This window comes from Shewanella sp. MBTL60-112-B2, assembly GCF_019655055.1.
Classification (GTDB): domain Bacteria; phylum Pseudomonadota; class Gammaproteobacteria; order Enterobacterales; family Shewanellaceae; genus Shewanella.
The window spans coordinates 1-18,384 of sequence record NZ_BPFA01000011.1 but is presented as its reverse complement, the minus strand read 5'-3'; the positions used below and the strand labels follow the sequence as shown (position 1 = coordinate 18,384).

Annotated in this window: 16 protein-coding genes; 8 read left to right on the top strand and 8 right to left on the bottom strand. The window is 43.8% G+C overall.

Going from position 1 to position 18,384, the window contains the following annotated elements; translation table 11 throughout:
• The first annotated feature begins 231 nt into the window (after positions 1 to 231).
• Both hupB and K5Q73_RS08950 read left to right on the top strand, forming a co-directional pair.
• Positions 232 to 504, top strand: a complete 273-nt coding sequence (gene hupB, locus K5Q73_RS08955; RefSeq protein WP_012155904.1) for a nucleoid-associated protein HU-beta — start codon at positions 232 to 234, stop codon at positions 502 to 504.
• 215 nt (positions 505 to 719) lie between these two features.
• A complete protein-coding gene (locus tag K5Q73_RS08950; protein ID WP_220760428.1) occupies positions 720 to 2,585 on the top strand; it encodes a SurA N-terminal domain-containing protein in 1,866 nt (621 codons plus the stop codon).
• Positions 2,586 to 3,053: 468 nt separating this feature from the next.
• On the opposite strand, the gene fabV is transcribed toward K5Q73_RS08950, so the two are convergent.
• The 7 genes from fabV to pspF form a co-directional block, all read right to left on the bottom strand.
• Positions 3,054 to 4,256 carry an enoyl-ACP reductase FabV gene (fabV, locus tag K5Q73_RS08945; RefSeq protein WP_220760430.1) on the bottom strand — a complete coding sequence of 401 codons (1,203 nt, stop codon included), beginning with the start codon at positions 4,254 to 4,256 and terminating at the stop codon, positions 3,054 to 3,056.
• 180 nt (positions 4,257 to 4,436) lie between these two features.
• Entirely contained in the window at positions 4,437 to 5,222 is a 786-nt protein-coding gene (locus K5Q73_RS08940) for an ATP-binding cassette domain-containing protein (RefSeq protein ID WP_220760432.1), read from the bottom strand.
• Positions 5,203 to 6,210 carry an oligopeptide/dipeptide ABC transporter ATP-binding protein gene (locus K5Q73_RS08935; RefSeq protein WP_220760434.1) on the bottom strand — a complete coding sequence of 336 codons (1,008 nt, stop codon included), beginning with the start codon at positions 6,208 to 6,210 and terminating at the stop codon, positions 5,203 to 5,205. The genes K5Q73_RS08940 and K5Q73_RS08935 overlap by 20 nt, the downstream gene beginning before the upstream one ends.
• Before the next feature lie 4 nt (positions 6,211 to 6,214).
• Positions 6,215 to 7,105, bottom strand: a complete 891-nt coding sequence (locus tag K5Q73_RS08930) for an ABC transporter permease subunit (protein ID WP_220760436.1) — start codon at positions 7,103 to 7,105, stop codon at positions 6,215 to 6,217.
• Positions 7,092 to 8,123 carry an ABC transporter permease gene (locus K5Q73_RS08925; RefSeq protein WP_220760438.1) on the bottom strand — a complete coding sequence of 344 codons (1,032 nt, stop codon included), beginning with the start codon at positions 8,121 to 8,123 and terminating at the stop codon, positions 7,092 to 7,094. The genes K5Q73_RS08930 and K5Q73_RS08925 overlap by 14 nt, the downstream gene beginning before the upstream one ends.
• Positions 8,123 to 9,751: an ABC transporter substrate-binding protein gene (locus K5Q73_RS08920; RefSeq protein WP_220760440.1), complete on the bottom strand. Its 1,629-nt coding sequence runs from the start codon at positions 9,749 to 9,751 to the stop codon at positions 8,123 to 8,125. Before K5Q73_RS08920 ends, K5Q73_RS08925 begins: the two co-directional genes overlap by 1 nt.
• 64 nt (positions 9,752 to 9,815) lie before the next feature.
• Entirely contained in the window at positions 9,816 to 10,904 is a 1,089-nt protein-coding gene (gene pspF / locus K5Q73_RS08915; RefSeq protein ID WP_220760442.1) for a phage shock protein operon transcriptional activator, read from the bottom strand.
• Between the two features lie 175 nt (positions 10,905 to 11,079).
• Between pspF and pspA the strand changes: the two genes are divergently transcribed.
• The 6 genes from pspA to K5Q73_RS08885 all read left to right on the top strand — a co-directional run bounded on the left by pspA (position 11,080) and on the right by K5Q73_RS08885 (position 16,600).
• On the top strand, positions 11,080 to 11,757 hold the full coding sequence (gene pspA, locus K5Q73_RS08910) for a phage shock protein PspA (RefSeq protein ID WP_220760444.1): 678 nt from the start codon (positions 11,080 to 11,082) through the stop codon (positions 11,755 to 11,757).
• Positions 11,758 to 11,780: 23 nt separating this feature from the next.
• Positions 11,781 to 12,014, top strand: coding sequence for an envelope stress response membrane protein PspB (pspB, locus tag K5Q73_RS08905; protein WP_220760446.1), 234 nt, complete (start codon positions 11,781 to 11,783; stop codon positions 12,012 to 12,014).
• A 65-nt stretch (positions 12,015 to 12,079) separates the two neighbouring features.
• Complete coding sequence (gene pspC, locus K5Q73_RS08900; protein WP_220760448.1) at positions 12,080 to 12,469, top strand: envelope stress response membrane protein PspC; 390 nt, start codon at positions 12,080 to 12,082, stop codon at positions 12,467 to 12,469.
• A gap of 102 nt (positions 12,470 to 12,571) precedes the next feature.
• Entirely contained in the window at positions 12,572 to 14,017 is a 1,446-nt protein-coding gene (locus K5Q73_RS08895; RefSeq protein WP_220760451.1) for a YcjX family protein, read from the top strand.
• Positions 14,018 to 14,037: 20 nt separating this feature from the next.
• A complete protein-coding gene (locus K5Q73_RS08890) occupies positions 14,038 to 15,132 on the top strand; it encodes a TIGR01620 family protein (RefSeq protein WP_220760453.1) in 1,095 nt (364 codons plus the stop codon).
• Between the two features lie 289 nt (positions 15,133 to 15,421).
• Complete coding sequence (locus tag K5Q73_RS08885) at positions 15,422 to 16,600, top strand: PLP-dependent aspartate aminotransferase family protein (protein WP_220760455.1); 1,179 nt, start codon at positions 15,422 to 15,424, stop codon at positions 16,598 to 16,600.
• Between the two features lie 66 nt (positions 16,601 to 16,666).
• Here the strand turns inward: K5Q73_RS08885 and K5Q73_RS08880 are convergent, their stop codons facing one another.
• Positions 16,667 to 18,061, bottom strand: coding sequence for a DASS family sodium-coupled anion symporter (locus K5Q73_RS08880; protein WP_220760457.1), 1,395 nt, complete (start codon positions 18,059 to 18,061; stop codon positions 16,667 to 16,669).
• Positions 18,062 to 18,384: the final 323 nt, after the last annotated feature.

The following is an 18,384-nucleotide window of genomic DNA, read 5'->3' as shown; positions in this document are numbered from 1 at the left end:
AAAAAACAGTAAAAAGGGCTTACCTAAGTATCAAGCTGTGGTAGCCTAAGTCTGTGGAGAGTCAGTCGCTCCAGCCCTTGGAGTGACTGGTTTTGAGTAGTATCCTAATTTATTTATTTGGTTTTCCTATAAGGCTTGAACTTTGGTTCTAAGCTTGTTATAAAAAGCCTCCGCAGACCGCTCTAGACAAGAATTTGGGTGCGGCGCACAAATTACATTCAAGGGGATGACATGAACAAATCTGAACTAATCGAGAAAATCGCTTCTGGTGCTGACATTTCTAAAGCTGCTGCTGGCCGTGCATTAGACTCTTTCATTGGCGCAGTTACTGAAGGCCTAAAAGAAGGCGATAAGATTGCTCTTGTTGGTTTCGGTACTTTCGAAGTGCGTCAACGCGCAGAGCGCACTGGTCGTAACCCTCAAACGGGTAAAGAGATCAAAATCGCTGCAGCGAACATTCCAGCATTTAAAGCTGGTAAAGCTCTAAAAGACGCTGTTAACTAAGAAAGTTAGCAATGCAGCCTTTGTAAGGCTATTGTAAGAAAGCACTGTTTAACAGTGCTTTTTACAAATAGAGAGGGCAGTAATTAAGGGAATCCTTAATTTTGCCAGCAGGAGCCAGAGAATATTATTATTTTCGCCTCCTTTAAATTACAAAAAGGCGCATCAAACAGTGATGCGCCTTTTTATTTTATTAATCGCAACAAGCGAGAAGTCTGATGTTAGAAAAGATTCGCGAAGGCTCGCAAGGTGTAATTGCTAAAAGCATATTAATCCTTGTGATACTTTCATTTGCATTTACTGGTGTGAGTAGTTATTTAGGTTCTTCAACTGAGGTTGCAGCTGCTACCGTAAATGGTGAAGAGATCAGCAACTCTGCTTTAGAGCAAGCATATCAAAACGAACGTAGTCGTTTAGAGCAGCAATTAGGTGATATGTTTGCCACTTTGTCTGCCGATGACAACTATATGCAGAGCGTTAAGCAAAGTGTATTAGAGCGCTTAGTAGCTGAGAAGCTACTTGACCAAAATGCTGCAGAGCTAGGTTTACGCGTATCAGATGAGCAGATCAAAGCTGCCATCATGTCTGAGCCTGCTTTCCAAACTGACGGTGTATTTGATAACGATCGTTATCAAGCTATTTTACGTCAGCTAGGCTATCAAGCTAACTCTTTCCGAGACATGATGCGTATCGATATGACTCGCCGTCAGCTTGTTGCGACCTTAGTGGGTTCTGAGTTTGTTCTTGCTGGTGAAGCTGAGTATTTAGCTGAGCTTCAAGGCCAGACGCGTAATATTGACTACAAGGTTATTGATGCGACTCCGTTCCTTGCTGATATCAGTGTTACTGACGAGCAGATCAAAACTTATTACGATTCAAACCTAGATCAATTCATTCGTCCTGAAGTCGTTAGCCTTAACTACATCGAGCTTGATGCGAAAGATCTTGCTAAAGATATCACAGTGACAGATGCAGAAGCCCAAGCTTATTACGATGAGCATAAAGCTAACTACACTCAAGCTGAGAAGCGTTTAGCTGCGCACATTCTTGTACAAGAAGGTGACGATGACGCTGCTGCCAAAGCAAAAGCTGAGGCTATCTACAAGCAACTTCAAGACGGTGCAGACTTTGCTGAAGTCGCGAAAACTGAATCTGAAGATACCTTTAGTGGTGAGCAAGGTGGTCAACTAGATTGGTTCGAAGCGGGTGTAATGGAGCCTGAATTTGACACTGCACTGTTTGCGCTTAACAAAGGCGAATACTCAGGTGTTGTCAAAACAAATTTCGGTTATCACATCATCAAGGTGCTAGATATTCAGCCAGGTGCACAAGCGCCGTTTGCTGACGTAAAAGAGAAGATCCTTGCTCAGCTTAAAGACAAGCAAGCGGTAGATAAGTTCTACGAGCTACAGCAAGTTTTGGCTGATACTAGCTATGAAGTACCTGATACCTTAATCGATGCGGCTAAAGACTTAGGTGTTGAAGTTAAGACCACTCCGGAGTTTACACAGGCTAATCCGCCTGAGTTGTTTACTGCTCCTGATGTACTTAAAGAAGCATTTTCTTCAAATGTACTGCTTGATCGCATGAACAGTGATGTTTTAGAAGTTGAGCCTAACCACGTAGTTGTGATTCGTGTAAATACGCATAAAGCTGCTGGTACAATGGATTTAGCTGATGTTCGCAATGCAATTGCTAACCGCTTAAAGCAAGAACAAGCTAATGAAGCGGCGCGTAAGCAAGCACAAGAAGCTATGACTGCTGTTGAAGCGTCAGGTGTGACTGCAGACTACATCGTTAAAGATAAGCTTGCTCGTTTTGCACAAGACGTAGATGGTGCGATTGTGAACAAGGCGTTCGCGATGGCTCAACCAAGCGACAAGCCTTCAGTTGATACTGTTGCTTTAGCCAATGGTTACGCTGTAGTGGTTCTTAAGCAAGTTAATGCTGCTGAAGGTGTAGACGCAAATCTACTCGATGCACTTAAGCAACGCTTAAGCTCTCAGTACAGTGAAAACGATTACCGTGCAGTGATTGCTTCGCTAAAGGCTAAGGGTGAAGTTCTTTACCCTGTTGCTGAATAAGAATTGCTGAATATGCGCTACTAATAAATAGCAGTGCGCCTCATTGAGGCATAAAAAAACCGGCTGAGGCCGGTTTTTTTATGGGCTGAATAAACTGCCACACTATGAAGCGCTCCGCTTTCATGAAGATTACAAAGTAGAGCTGTCCAGAAGTTGAGCAAAAAAGCGAAGCTATTATTTTATAGTTAATCTTGCCGATGGATTTCTTCGTGTAGCGCAGCGCTCTGTGTCCTTCGTTGGCTTTTACTTTATTGCTTATTTACCACTAAATTAACCACGAAGCGCTTCGCTTTCACGGAGATCACGAAGATAAAGATCAAAAGCTTACTGCTTATCTGCTGCCCTCATTGTTTTTCGTGATGAACGTTGCGAAGGCGCAATAAAAAACGCCGCAATAAAAAACGCCGCAATAAAATATTGCGGCGTTTACTTTACTACAGAATAGTATTATCTAATTCACGGGGTGATTTAGATTGAAACCACATCAAACTCAACGTGTGGGTTAACATCAGCTTCATAGTCGATACCTTCGATACCGAAACCGAACAGTTTTAAGAACTCTTCTTTATATTCGCGGTAATCTGTCAGCTCAGCTAGGTTTTCAGTAGTGACTTGTGGCCACATATCACGACAATGCTGCTGGATCTCTTCACGAAGCTCCCAGTCATCAAGGCGTAGGCGGTTTGAATCGTCTACGTCGGCCGCAGTACCATCGGCCTTAAATAGGCGCTCATTGAACATACGGCTAATCTGCTCAATACAACCTTCGTGTAGGCCTTCAGCGCGCATCTTCTTAAATACCATAGCGATGTACAGTGGCATTACAGGAATTGCAGAACTAGCTTGAGTGACAACACTCTTTAGTACTGCAACGTTAGCGCTGCCGCCCGTTACAGAAAGCTTAGCATCTAATGCTTGAGCTGCGCGGTCAAGGTCCATCTTGGCCTTGCCTAATGCGCCATGCCAGTAGATTGGCCAAGTAAGCTCTGTACCAATGTAGCTGTAAGCAACGGTTTTGCAGTTATCGCTTAATACGCCAGCTTCAGATAGCGCCTGCATCCATAGTTCCCAATCTTCACCGCCCATCACGGTCACAGTATCAGCAATTTCTTGCTCTGTGGCTGGCTCAACGCTAGCTTCGATAATAAGATCTTTGTTGGTATCTACTGCTGTAGCTGTGTAAGTCTCGCCGATAGGCTTGAGTGAAGAACGGATCAGTTCACCGCTATCAGGCATTTTACGAACAGGAGAAGCCAGTGAGTAAACCACCATATCAACTTGACCTAAGTCTTGCTTGATAAGCTCAATGGCTTTCTGTTTAGCTTCGTGGCTAAAGGCATCACAGTTGATGCTTTTAGAGTAAAGTCCTTCAGCTTTTGCAAACTTGTCAAATGCAGCCGAGTTGTACCAGCCTGCAGTGCCTGGCTTAGTTTCGGTGCTAGGCTTTTCAAAAAACACACCTAATGTGGCGGCATCACTACCGAAGGCTGCTGTGATGCGTGACGAAAGACCGTATCCACTAGAAGAACCGACAACTAAAACTTTTTTAGGGCCATTAGCTATTTTGCCTTTTGCCTTGGTAAAGTTGATCTGCTCAAGGACGTTAGCTTCACAGCCAACAGGATGGGTCGTAGTACAAATAAAACCACGAATTCTAGGTTTGATGATCATATTTTTTGATTCTCTTAAAAAATTGTCTCTAGGATAATTAAACCGACATCAAATGGCACTCGTTTTTGTTGAAAATCGGCTTTTTTATCAGTGGTTGGAGCAGTTTAGCTCACTTGCCTTAATCAGATTTCACCGTGACTTTGCGTGCAACTGCGCAGATCTAAAGCACTTGAAACGAGATTACTTCTTACGGGTAAATAAGCTTTGATCTTGAATTAACCTTTGGGTGTACTCGTGTTGAGGTTGGTTAAACAACTGTTCTGTTGTTGCTTTCTCAACCATAACCCCTTTTTTCAGTACCATAATTTTATCGCTAACATGGCGAATGATATTCATATTATGCGATACGAATATATAAGATAGCCCCATTTCTTGTTGTAGCTCTAGCAGTAGATTAAGTATTTGCGATCTAACAGAGAGGTCCAAAGCCGTTAAGGCTTCATCTGCAATGATGATTTTAGGATCTAGCATTAAGGCTCGTGCCACAGCTACGCGTTGCTTTTGTCCTTCTGAAATCATATGAGGATAGAACTCAGCATGTTCTGGCAATAGGCCGACTTTTCTCAGTTTATCGATTACCTGTGCCTTGCGTTCACTACTGTCTAAATCAGTACTGAACTTTAAAGGCTCATCTAATAACTCACCAATGGTCAGTCTTGGGTTGAGTGAGGTATTAGGATCTTGGAATATCATCCGGATCAGACGGCAGCGCTGTTTTAAATCGTGTTTATCTAACGGCTCACCTTCAAAGAAGATCTCGCCGCCACTTCTGATCTCTGCGCCTACTAATATTCTAGCGATGGTGGTTTTACCTGAGCCGGCTTCACCAACAATCGCCAGAGTTTCACCACGATTTAGCTCAAACGAAACCGGTGATAAAGCGTGGTTGTATTGTCGTTTAAAACGTTTGTAGCCAGCATAATAACTTTTACTGAGATCATTAACTTTAAGAAGTGGAGTCGTCATTACATGGCTCACTGTGGTATGGGAAATGGCAAGCAAAATAGCGGTCTTTCTTATGGCACAGGCTTGGTTTACTGACACAGCGCTTTTGTGCCTGTGGGCAGCGCGGGCCTAAACGACAGCCGATAGGCAGATGTTGCAGGGCCGGCGATGAGCCTGGCAAGGTTTGCATCACTGACTTATGGGCAAGTCCACCGGAATAGTCGGGCATATTGTCCAGCAAGGCTTTGGTATAGGGGTGAAACGGTTGCTCGAGTACTTCCGCTGTTGGACCAGACTCCATAACTTGGCCACAATACAAAACGGTGAGCTGATCGCACCAGCCAGATAAGGTTTCTAATTCATGGCTAATCAATAGAATTGATACGCTGTGTAACTGGTTAAGTTTTCCTAGCAATCTAAAGATCTGCGCCTGAGTACTGAGTTCCATCGAGTCGGTGGGTTCATCGGCAATTAACAGGCGTGGTTGGTTGGCTATCGCCATCGCAATCATGACTTTTTGGCACTCACCAGCGGAAAGCTCCCACGCATAACTGCTCATCACTTCTTCAGTATTTTTAATACCGACTTTATGCAGCCACTTTTGCGCCGTTGCTTTACGGACTTTGTTGCGCTTCCAAAATGAAATTTGCTTATCGACAGGCATGGCTTCGATAAGCTGGCTACCTACAGAGATGGCAGGATCTAAGCTGCCGGTAGGGTCTTGGAAAATAACGGCTATTTCACTGCCCATTAAATTACGTCGCTGTTTAGCCGACATATCCATTAAGTTTTGCCCGTCCCACATCATGCGATCGGCAGTAATGGTCCAGTTATGTCCAGGTACCCCTAAAATAGCACGGGCTAATAGTGTGCGGCCTGAACCAGATTCACCGACTAAGCCATGTAATTCGCCAGGATTAATGGTTAAGCTGACACGTTCTAGCGCCTTGACTCGTCCTTGGGGGGTATCGAGTTCAATGGTGAGGTTACGAATATCGAGTAATGGCATAGTATTAATTTCTGATGGGCGATAACGCCGATCTCAAACCGTCACCAACTAAGTTAATAGCCAGTACGCTACACAAAATGGCAACACCTGGGATGGTGACTGTCCAAGGTGCGGTCAATAAATTATCAAGTCCTTGCGACACCATCGCCCCCCATTCTGGGCTAGGAGCCTGAGCGCCAAGGTTTAAGAAACCCAGTGCGGCAATATCCAAAATAGCAGCAGAAATAGCCAAGGTCGTTTGAATAATTACGGTTTCCCAAACGTTAGGCATGATCACGTACCAAAAAACTTGAATTGAGTTTGCGCCATCTAATTTAGCTGCGGTTACATAGTCTTTTTGCAACTCTTCATGCACTGCTTGATGGATAGCCCTAACAAATTGTGGCGTGAGAGCAATACCTACCGCCCAAAAAACATTTTCAAGTCCCGGCCCCATTATTGCGACGACCAAAATGGCCAGCAGTAAAGATGGGATGGATAAAAGTGCGTCTAGTAAGTGGCTTAATATCGAAGATTTTAAGCCTTTCATCATGCCGGATATCGAGCCGATGATAAAACCAACGACTAATGATGCCAGTACGATTGCCAGAGCCATACCAAAAGTGAGATGCGCACCATGAAGCAGGCGACTGAAAATATCTCGGCCTAAGTCATCGGTACCGAGGAAGTGCTCAACCGTACCACTAGCATCCCAAGAGGGCGGTAAGAGCAACGCGAGTGAGTCCTGCTGCTCCGGTGAGAAAGGCGCAATCCAAGGGCCAAAAATGGCTAAGGTGAGTATACAACACACCGCCCAAAGCCCAATTAGTGCAAAAGGGTTATCGGCAAATGCTTGCCATACTTTCTGGGTTGGAGAAAGAATATGGTCTTCTTGGTAGATCCTAATTCGCGGCATAGATCTCTTTCCTGCTTAGCGGATTATAAGCGTTATGTATGACTTCAATTAAGATACTCAAGAATATGATGGTCAGTGCAACGCCCAACACGCCACCTTGAATAACGGTGTAATCTCGTTGGTAAATGCCAGATACTAACCAGCTACCAACGCCTGGCCATGAGAAAATAACCTCAACAATCATGGCGTAACTGGCAAAAGTACCTAGCATGAGGCCCATATTCTTCAAAACAGGGATCAGTGCATTTGGTAGTGCATGACGCAGTACTATCGTGCTGGTGTGTAGCCCTCGGGCTTCAGCGGCTTTAATATAGGGCAGTTCCATGATGTTGAGCATGGCTGCACGAGTAATACGTACCACCACAGTAAACGGCAATACCGCTAAGGTTATTGACGGTAAGATGATATGAAACAATGCATCTTTAAATGCGGAAAAACGATAGATAGAATCCCAGAGTAAGGTATCTACCAGCATAAAGCCTGTCACAGGCTCTATCTCATATAACAAATTTATTCGCCCAGAAACCGGAAGCCAGCCAAGTTTAACGCCAAACCATAATGACAAGGTTAGCCCTAGCCAAAAAACAGGAATGGAGTAACCGGTTAAGGTAATTGCCATAATACTGTGTTGGGTGACCTTGTTCTTACTTAGTGAAGCAAACACCCCAAGTGGCACACCAAGCAATACGGCAATTAAGCCGGATACGATAGCAAGCTCAAATGATGCGGGAAGTGCCTGAGTCAGCTCTTCAATAACCGGGCGCTGTGAAGTGACAGATAACCCTAAATCGCCACTTAAGCGAGTTTTGGTATAGGCAAAAAATTGCTCAAGCTGACTCTCATTTAACTGATAAGTCTCTTCGATACTGTGAAGTTGCTCTGGCGTTGGGTTAGAGATCCCAGTCAGTGCAACGGTTTTATTGGTAGGGAAATAACCTGTGGTTACAAACAACACGGCTATTAGGACGAAACTCGTTGCTATAAACAGATTTAATCTGCGTAGAAGATAGCGGCCCATTATAGCTCCTCCTCTGATGTTATCTTCTTGGCTCGCTCAAATGAGATCCCACCAAAAGGAGTAAGCTGAGTTTGCTTGATATTTTTGCTCTTAAAAGTTAGCTGTGTTGCATGGGCAAATGTCATCATTGGTACATGTTCTGTAAATAAGGCCTCTGCTTGTTGGTAAAGTGCCTTTCGCTCTGATTCTGATGTTGTGGCTTTTGCCTTTGCTAAGATACGATCCATTTCAAGGTTGCACCACTGAGCGCGGTTACTCGATGATTTTAGTGCATCACAACTCATCATAGGCGAAAAGAAATTATCGGGGTCGCTATTATCTGCATTCCAGCCTATCAGCACCGAGTCGTAATCGTTAAGACTGAGCTTTTGGTTAAACACACTCCAATCGTAGGTCACTATATTCACTTTTACGCCAATGTTAGCTAAATCGGCTTGAATTAACTCAGCAGTTTTTAAGGCATTTGGATTGTAAATACGCGCGACGGGCATTGCCCAGATATCGATGTTTAAGTTTTCGATACCTGCACTGGCTAATAACAAACGAGCCTTGTCAGGATTATATTGGTAAGCACTTTTATTATAATGATAGGCCCAAGATTGAGGCGGCAGCATGCCAGTCGCCTTTATGGCCGTTTCTTGGTATACCGCCCGCAAGATATTCTGCTTATCGACAGCGTAGGCTAGGGCTTGGCGCACCCGTACGTCATCGAAAGGCTTTTTCTTGGTATTGAATGCCCAAAATGCGACGTTAAAGCCGAGCTGAGTATCGAGTTCAAGATTCGGGTGCTCTTTAATCACGGGTAATTCCCCCGCCTTCGGCAGGGCCGATACGCTGCAATCGCCGGTGATTAATTTAGTTAATCTGGTACTACTCTGCGGCGTGATGTTAAACACCAGTTGTTCAAATTCCGGCTGAGTACGCCAAAAACTGTCGTTGCGGTGATAGCGAATTAGCTCGTTTTTAACATATTTGACCAACTGAAAAGGGCCTGTACCCACAGGTTTTCTGTCCAACAATTCTGGTGTTCCCTGAGCCAAGAGTCCATCTGCATATTCTTTAGATAGAATGACTGAAAATCCGGTTGCTAAGTTGGAAAGAAAAGACGCATCGCTTTGATTTAGATGAAATACCACTTCGTCATCGGCAGTTTTTTCAATTCGATTAACCGTTTGATTAAAGCCGATACTTTGAAAGAAGGGATAACCTGTTTTTGAAACTTTATGATAAGGGTTGGTGGAGTCTATGACGCGATTGAAAGAAAATAACACATCATCGGCGTTAAATAGGCGTGTCGGTGTAAATAGCGCCGTTTGATGAAACTGAACCCCATGGCGCAGTTTGAAGCGGTAGCTTAAACCATCAGCTGAAGTCTCCCAAGACGTGGCGAGAGCGGGCACTATTTCACCAGATACAGGATCGTAATCGACCAAACTGTCGTATAACTGCTGTGAAGTGGCATCAATAGTGGTGCCAGAGGTCACCAATTGAGGGTTAAAAGTCTCAGGGTTGCCTTCTGAGCAATAGACTAAACCCGTTGGAACTTGCTGTGGACCACAGGCGGTGAGTAACAAGTTAATCAAAGAGAGAGCAGTGATTAACTTTATTCTCTTAAGCAGCTGTTTCATTAAGCCGTCATTTTTGAACTGAACGATAATAGCTATTTTAACAGTGCCCGCTAGCTAACAGCAATTATTTATCCAGCAAGTTGTATTTCTTTAAGATCCCGCGAAGTTGATGGTAACTTAATCCCAGCAGTTCTGCGGTTTTCTTTTGATTAAACTGACCCGCTTCTAATGCTTGTTTTAAGATCCTGACTTCACCCTGTTCACAATGGGTTTTAAAGTCGATAGGAAAGCTAACGCCCATATCAGTTGCTGCACTATTGCTAGTACTTATGTTAGCACTTACTTCATCGCTGCCGTTACTGGCCGTTGAATTAACCTCGGGTGCAATTGTTTGCTGTCGCTCTTTGGTTTTAACCCGTTTAGTCGGGCGATAGGGAGAAGCAAATGGGTCGATAATGATTTGATCTATTGCGGCATTTGTTTCAGCATTTCGATAGACGCTACGCTCAACCACGTTTTTAAGCTCGCGGATATTACCAGGCCACTGATACTCCATGAGCTGCTTGATAGCATTGCTGCTAAAACCTTCAAATAGCTCAAGCTTTAACTGTCTTGCCATGCCTATAGCAAAATATTCGGCCAACGGCATGATATCTTCGCTTCTGTGTCTCAGGGGCGGAAGGGTGATCACATCGAAAGCGAGCCTATCGAGCAAATCCGCTCTAAACTCACCGGCGTCGGCAAGAGTGGGTAAGTCTTCATTGGCGGCACAGATCAGGCGCACATCAGTTTGTACTGTTTTACTACCACCGACTCGTTCAAATTCACCGTATTCAATGACCCGCAGTAGTTTTTCCTGAATTAGTCCTGAGGTATTGGCTAGCTCATCTAAAAACAGCGTGCCGCCGTCGGCGCGCTCAAATCTGCCTTCATGCTTTTTACTGGCTCCTGTAAATGCCCCCGCATCATGGCCAAATAGCTCACTTTCGAGTAAGTTTTCACTTAATGATGAGCAGTTAAGTTTGATAAAGCTCTGATCCCAACGCTTTGATAAGTAGTGTAATCGCTCGGCGATAAGCTCTTTGCCTGTGCCGCGCTCACCAATTATTAGCACTGGCTTAGACAGTGGTGCAACTTGTGAAATATGCTCTAAGACTTCTAAAAGAGCATTGGATTGACCGATAAGGTTATCTTGTTGAAATTGCTTTCTCACAGTAATTTAGTCTTTCACGCTAATAATTGGTGAAAATAATAATATGATGCTCAGTTTATAAATGAAAGAAAAAGTTAAATATTTGTTTAAGTCGCTGTATAGTATTGAAAAGTTAAAGTTGGCACGGAATATGGATTGTAATTATCGAATCCAACGTTAATTAGAGGGAAACATTATGGGAATCTTTTCACGCTTTGCAGACATCATTAACTCGAATATCAGTGCATTACTCGATAAGGCCGAAGATCCAGAGAAAATGGTTCGTCTGATCATCCAAGAGATGGAAGATACGTTAGTTGAAGTACGCTCTACCTCAGCAAAAGTGTTAGCCGAGAAAAAAGAGATCATTCGCCGTATCGCTAAAGTACAAGAGCAAGTACAAGATTGGGAAAGTAAAGCTGAATTAGCTTTGTCTAAAAACCGTGAAGATCTTGCTAAAGCGGCTTTAGTTGAAAAGCAAAAAGCCAATGACCTAGCGCAAAACCTTGCCGCGGAGTTAGTTGTCGTTGAAGAGCACATCTTACGTCTTAAAGACGAAGTGAACTTACTTCAAGAAAAGCTAGCCGACGCTAAAGCGCGTCAAAAGACTATTATCATGCGTAAGCAGACAGCTTCATCACGTTTAGAGGTGAAAAAGCAGCTTGATTCTAGCAAGATTGATAATGCGATGAGCAAGTTTGAGCAATATGAGCGTCGTGTTGAAAGCCTAGAATCGCAGGTTGATTCTTACGATTTAGGTAATAAGAAGTCGCTTAATGACGAGTTTGCCGCCCTAGAAGCTGAAGATTCAGTTAGTGCGGAGCTTGAAGCGCTCAAGGCTAAAATGAAGGAAAGTAAAACAAAAACTAAATAATCAATACTAATCAGAGGTGAGTTATGAACACGGATATTTTGATGGCTCCAATTATCATCTTTATGATTTTTGTGGCTCCAATATGGCTAATACTTCATTACCGCAGTAAGCGACAGGTTAGCCAGGGACTTACTGAAGAAGAGTTTAGCCAGCTTAATGAGTTAATTGCTAAAGCGGATAAGATGTCTCATCGCATCGAAACGCTAGAAGCTATCTTAGACAGTGAGGCGCCGCAGTGGAGAAATCGTCATGACTAAACAGACGATTTCTCTAGCAATAAATAAATACGACCAAATTGGTGCTTAATAAGGAGGATGTAGAGATGAACGAAGGAAATAAAACGTTATATCGAATTCCTCAGTCGGGTAAAATTGCGGGTGTTTGCGCGGGAATTGCAGATTACTTTAATTTTGAAACTTGGCTAGTCAGAGTACTTGCAGCCTCAATCTTCTTATTGGGTGGCTCCGGGATTGTTTTGATTATCTATGTGTTACTTTGGATGATCTTAGATATTAAGCCCGGCACTGGCAAAAACGAGTCAAGTAAAGAAATTGGACTAAAGAAGAAGGTTTGGCAGTCAGGTGAACCGGCCAAAATGGCATTAAGAGATGTGAATAGCCAGTTTAGGTCGTTAGAAGTTCGACTACAGAACTTAGAGCGTCATGTGACTTCTGATAATTACGATCTTAAAGATCAAATCAACAATCTATAAGATTCATAGTCCAATAGTTTATATGGGTCAACAATCTATAGTTCAATGAAGGGGCAGGCTATACTGCCCTAGAACTTCCTCAAACGGGTTTCACTTCATTTTATGGCGAGTCTTAAACAGTCACTCAAAAAGCTTGGTAAGAATACTCAAGCCGTTGCGCTAAGAACCACAGATAGAAATTTACGATTAGCGGTTACCGGATTAGCGGGAGCAGGTAAAACAGCCTTTATTACAGGCTTAGTCAATCAGCTGCTACATTCGGGCATTGCAGAAACTGGCTCCCAATTACCTTTATGGCGAGTGGCTCGAGACGGCAGGCTTTATGGCGTTAAACGCGATATGCAACCAGACTTGACCATTCCAAGCTTTAATTATGATGCGGCCATTAAGTCGTTAACTACCGAGCCACAGACTTGGCCAGTTTCCACGCGAAATATTAGTGAATTACGACTGGCTATCAAGTATCGCCCTGGCAAAGGTCTGTTGTCGAAACTGACCGATAGCGCCACCTTATATCTGGATATCGTCGATTATCCAGGTGAGTGGTTACTTGATCTACCCATGCTCAAACTATCATTCCAGCAGTGGTCAAATACTCAAGAACAGCGCAAAGCGGTATTTGAACGTTCGGTTCATTTTAGTGCGTTTTCCAAGGCTTTCGATGCAGTGGATCTTGCAAGTCCTGCCGATGAACTTAAGCTGCAGCAGCTTGCCGATCTTTACCAGAAAGTATTGCAAGACTGCGTCAGTAATCATGGATTCTATTATGCGCAACCAGGGCGTTTATTATTGCCAGGCGAGTTAGATGGCACGCCCGTGCTGGCTTTGTTCCCATTGCTTAATATAAGTGAACAAATGTTTCAGTCTCTAGAACAGTCAGTAGCCAATAGTTTTTACCATACGTTAAAGCTGCGTTATAAAGAGTACGTGAGCAGGGTGGTTAAACCCTTTTATCAGGACTACTTTGCCAAGTTTGATAGACAATTGGTATTGGTCGACTGCTTTAGTCCACTCAATCGAGGTCAAGCCCAGTTTAATGATATGAAGTCGGCTATCCATGCGGTGATGGAGAGTTTTCATTTTGGCCAATCGAGTTTATTGAAACGCTTATTTGCACCTAAAATTGATAAATTACTATTTGCTGCGAGCAAGGTTGACCATGTGACTCGTGATCAGCAGGGCAATGTATTGTCACTGTTGACCCAGCTCGTGCATCAAAGCCAGCAATACGCCAAATTCGAAGGCTGCGAAGTGGAGACAATGGCAATCAGTGCCATTAAATCGACCAGCCATGGCATGGTCAAGCAAGACGGTAAAGAGATTGAGGTGGTGCGGGGGACTGAGCTTAGTAAGCGACAGTCCGTGACCTTATTTCCAGGTGAGGTACCTAAGTCTCTGCCTGCTTCCGATTTTTGGGATGAGCAAGGGTTTGAGTTTATCAATTTTGTCCCTGCTACCAATAAAAATACCCAGCGTAGTAATGCCGACTTTGAACATATTCGATTAGATCATGTGTTGCAGTTTTTGCTGGGCGATAAATTAAAGTGATTTTTAGTAAGTGAGTGTTTATGTCACAAGGTGATAATTCCATAAGAAAGCAGCAGCGGTTTGACACTGATGCTAATGTGCCTGAATCGAAACTAGCTCGCTCTGTCAGCTTTGAGGAGCAAGTCGATTTTATTGAGGCTGAATCTGAGAATGAGCCAGAGCTTGATCTGCTCGTTGAGCAACGTTTATCCCATTTTGAGTCATTAGCGGCGCACAAGAGTGCTAAAACTAAGCGTAACTGGCTTGCTAGAGCCTGTTTAGCCGGCGTTGCCATCGTGATTGCGGTAGAAGGTTTTCTTGGTCTACAGGCCGCCTTTGTGCAAAGCAGTTGGTTGTTTGGGCTGTATGCCAGTGTCACAGGATTAGTGTTACTTTGGGCTGGTAAAGTGACTTTTGTTGAATGGCGTAAGCTTAAAGCTCTTAAGCATATCGAAGACACGCAAACAGTGGGCAAGCGCTTAGTGCACAGTATGCAGATGGGGGAGGCCGATCCCTTTATTGATGACATCGTCGCTAAATTGCCCAAGACTGCAGAGCTGACAAAGTTTCAACTTAACAACATGTCAGAGCATAACGACGCAGAAAAGTTGATGTTGTTCGACTCTATAGTGTTAACAGAGCGCGACTTGGTCGCCAAGAAAATCGTCCGTCGTTTTGCCCAAGAGTCAGCGCTGCTATTAGCTGCGAGCCCATTAGCGGTATTGGATATGGCGATTATTCTTTGGCGCAATCAGAGCATGATTAATAAGATTGCCGACTGTTATGGCATAGAGTTAGGCTACTGGAGCAGAGTAAAGCTTATTCGCAGTATTGTAGGTAATATTATCTATGCGGGTTCCAGTGAGATCATTACCGACTTAGGCACCCAACTGTTGTCGGTTGAGATGTCAGGCAAGCTATCGGCGAGGCTAGGGCAAGGGTTAGGTGGTGGACTGCTAACGGCTAGGCTAGGTTATCAAGCAATGGCCCTTTGCCGTCCGCTTGAGTTTAATCAGCAATCAAAACCTAAGCTATCAGGGATCCATAAAGAACTACTCTTAAGTCTAAAGGAGCTGTCGACTAGCGTTTTGTCAAAAGCGGCAAAATCTGACAAGAGCAAAGTCTATCAAGACTAATCTTGTCTTGGTTTAATACCTTATACCTATCAGAGGCTGCAGTCATGCAGCCTATTTTTGTACTTAGCCCTTACTTGTAACATTCACTTTACAATTTTGGCGCGTAGAATTGCCTCCAGAAAGTATAATCTTTACTCAGACTAGTTCATCTTGATTATGGAACTAACACCAACCTTTGTTGTTTCAATTGTTCTTCTGAATGGGTTGGAAAATTCATTTGAGATTGAAGAGATAAGGCTGACATTAACAACTATTAAAAGGTCGGTCGTAACCAAGTTGGGAGAGCATTATGCAAGATAGATGGCAACTTGCCACAAAAGTGATCCACGCTGGCCGTGAGAATAATGAGTTTGGTGCACTTGTCACGCCCCTGTGCCAGAGTGCAACCTTTGTGTTTGAGACCGCAGAGCAAGGCGGGGCTCGATTTTCGGGTGATGAGCCAGGTTATATCTATACTCGATTAGGCAATCCGACTACGGCAGAACTTGAGCGTAAAATTGCGGCACTAGAAGGCAGCGATACTGCCGCAGCGACGGCCTCAGGAATGGCCGCAGTGTCAGCTGCCTTGCTGGCAAATTTAAGCCATGGCGATCACTTAGTCGCATCTCACGCTGTTTATGGCTGCACCTTCTCCCTTATGACCTCGCAACTGGTTAAGTTTGGCATCGAGGTGACGCTAGTTAACTTCAGTGACGAAGAGGCGATTAAAGCTGCAATAAAGCAAAATACTAAAGTGATATTTTGTGAAACCCCGGTTAACCCGCATCTCGATGTGTTTAATCTGGATGTTATTGCCCATATCGCCAAGCAACATAACTTGGTGAGTGTGGTGGATAACACTTTTATGACGCCATTGCTGCAACAACCAATTCAACATGGCATTGATATCGTTATTCACAGTGCAACCAAGTACCTCAATGGCCATGGTGATGTGATTGCAGGGCTTATATGTGCCAGCTTTGCACAGATGGAAGTGATTAAGTTTGAAGTACTAAAAGACGTTGGCGCGGTGATTTCGCCTCACGATGCTTGGCTGATTTTGCGTGGACTGAAAACCTTAGACGTACGGGTAACCCGACACTGCGATAATGCTGAGAAAGTGGCAAGTTATCTGGAAGGTCACCCTAAAGTGTCAAAAGTGTACTATCCCGGTCTTGAAAGTCATCCAGCGCATGAGCTTATGGGCAGCCAGATGCGCAGAGGCGGAGGGGTCATCGCCTTTGAGTTAGATGCGAGCCTCGAACAATCAATAGCCTTCATCAATCGGTTATCACTGTTTTCTATTGCTGTCAGTCTTGGCGATGCCGAGTCTTTAATTCAACATCCAGCATCAATGACCCATTCACCTTATAGTGAAGAGGAGCGTATTAAGGCGGGAATTAAAAATAACTTACTTAGGATCTCAGTGGGCCTTGAATCGGTAGCAGATATTATTCAGGCTCTGGAAGATGGCTTAGTGGATTTGTAATATGAGCTTTACTTAGGAAGTTAGCCCTGCCAAAGATAAGCAGGGCTAATAGTTTGAACTTAGCTTTTAGATTTCCCAGAAAGTATGAGCGATGATATAGAGTACAAGCATACTGATGAAGTTAATGATCACACCAGCTCTCATCATCTCAGATTGTTTAATATAGCCAGAGCCATAAACGATGGCGTTAGGCGGCGTCGCAACAGGTAACATAAAGGCACAAGAGGCGGCGATACCAATCAATACCGATAGCATTACTGGAGATAGCCCTAATGCCTCAGCTATGGCGGCAAATACAGGGACTAACAATGCTGCACTAGCAGTGTTACTGGCAAACTCTGTCAGCATAACGACGAAGGCAATCACAGCAAAGGTGAACAGTGCCATATGAGTATTGCCGAAAATGTCGGTTATCCAGTGCGCTAAGAATACGCTAGTGCCAGTCGCTTTAAGAACTGCACTTAAGGTTAATCCGCCACCGAACAAAATGAGTACGCCCCAATCCGTTGTGGTTTCAATTTTTTTCCATTTGACTAAACCAAGGCCTGCTAACAACACGACTGAGCCGAGAGCCACAATAGTATCGAATTTAGCGATCCCACCTAATGCTTGAGCAATGGGTTTACTGAAAATCCAGCAACAAACAGTAGCGATAAAGATAACGAGTGTGAGCTTGCCTTGGAAATTGAGCGATTGCTGCTCCATTTTGACTTCGCAGATCATTGATAGATCGGGCTTAAGGTAAAGATAGAGAGCAATAAGCATCATAGGCAGCATGATGGCAACTGTAATAAGACCGAACTCAAGCCAATCGGCAAATGAAAGCCCTACCTGAGCTGCTGCAATAGCATTGGGTGGACTACCCACTAATGTACCAATACCGCCAATGTTTGCCGAATAGGCGATACCAAGAAGTAAAAACAGGTAAGTGCTTTTGTGTTTCTCTATATCGATTTGATGCAAGATCCCAAGTGCCAGCGGCAACATCATTGCGGTCGTTGCCGTGTTGCTAATCCACATAGAAAGACCAGCAGTGATCCCAAATAGCATAAAACAGGCGACAGAGAGTCGGCCCTTCGATGCTCCCAGTACTTTTTGCGCAATCAACTTATCAATTCCTTGGTGGTTAAGCGCTGCTGCGAGTACAAAACCGCCGAAGAAAAGGTAAATAATGGGGTTAGCAAAGTTGCTCATGGCCGCTTGGGTTTCGAACACGCCAAATAGAACCGCTAAGATGGGGATTAAAATCGCTGTGACACTGATATGAATCGCTTCGGTTAACCACAGTATTGCCGCGAAGACAAGCATAGCTAAGCCTGTGTTAACCCCTTGGTCAAAGGGAAGAAAGTGATACATCAAAACTAACAGTAGAATATCAGCAGCTAGAATGAGTAAGTTCTTTTGCTGTTTTGACATTTTACCATCGGTATTGTCGGGTACTTTGGTCGATTCAAATGACATTGGAATGTCTCTTATTATTTTAAGTTGGCTCACTCTAGTTCAGGATGGCGTAAGTTCAAAATATGCTTCAAGGTTAAAAACTTTCAGTTTTGACGTAGTTATTGCTTCACTTAGATCGCAAATATTTAATAAACGGGATGCGCATCACTAACTTCTGTTTTGATTTTATGAAATTAACGAGTCAAAAAGGTTTTAATAGGCCGAGCATCACAAGTTACTGAAAGTTAGTTATTTTGCCTTTAGTGTGATCGCGATCTCTTTGGGTTGATTTCTAATGTGATACCAGTTCGTTATTGGCGAAAATCGAGGTAGTGATCTACATT

Coding starts and splice junctions, on each gene's coding strand:
- fabV (WP_220760430.1), bottom strand. CDS start 4,256: ATGATCATCAAACCTAGAATTCGTGGTTTTATTTGTACTACGACCCAT.
- pspB (WP_220760446.1), top strand. CDS start 11,781: ATGAACACGGATATTTTGATGGCTCCAATTATCATCTTTATGATTTTT.
- K5Q73_RS08920 (WP_220760440.1), bottom strand. CDS start 9,751: ATGAAACAGCTGCTTAAGAGAATAAAGTTAATCACTGCTCTCTCTTTG.
- K5Q73_RS08890 (WP_220760453.1), top strand. CDS start 14,038: ATGTCACAAGGTGATAATTCCATAAGAAAGCAGCAGCGGTTTGACACT.
- K5Q73_RS08925 (WP_220760438.1), bottom strand. CDS start 8,123: ATGGGCCGCTATCTTCTACGCAGATTAAATCTGTTTATAGCAACGAGT.
- hupB (WP_012155904.1), top strand. CDS start 232: ATGAACAAATCTGAACTAATCGAGAAAATCGCTTCTGGTGCTGACATT.
- K5Q73_RS08885 (WP_220760455.1), top strand. CDS start 15,422: ATGCAAGATAGATGGCAACTTGCCACAAAAGTGATCCACGCTGGCCGT.
- K5Q73_RS08895 (WP_220760451.1), top strand. CDS start 12,572: ATGGCGAGTCTTAAACAGTCACTCAAAAAGCTTGGTAAGAATACTCAA.
- pspC (WP_220760448.1), top strand. CDS start 12,080: ATGAACGAAGGAAATAAAACGTTATATCGAATTCCTCAGTCGGGTAAA.
- K5Q73_RS08880 (WP_220760457.1), bottom strand. CDS start 18,061: ATGTCATTTGAATCGACCAAAGTACCCGACAATACCGATGGTAAAATG.
- pspA (WP_220760444.1), top strand. CDS start 11,080: ATGGGAATCTTTTCACGCTTTGCAGACATCATTAACTCGAATATCAGT.
- K5Q73_RS08935 (WP_220760434.1), bottom strand. CDS start 6,210: ATGCCATTACTCGATATTCGTAACCTCACCATTGAACTCGATACCCCC.
- K5Q73_RS08950 (WP_220760428.1), top strand. CDS start 720: ATGTTAGAAAAGATTCGCGAAGGCTCGCAAGGTGTAATTGCTAAAAGC.
- K5Q73_RS08930 (WP_220760436.1), bottom strand. CDS start 7,105: ATGCCGCGAATTAGGATCTACCAAGAAGACCATATTCTTTCTCCAACC.
- K5Q73_RS08940 (WP_220760432.1), bottom strand. CDS start 5,222: ATGACGACTCCACTTCTTAAAGTTAATGATCTCAGTAAAAGTTATTAT.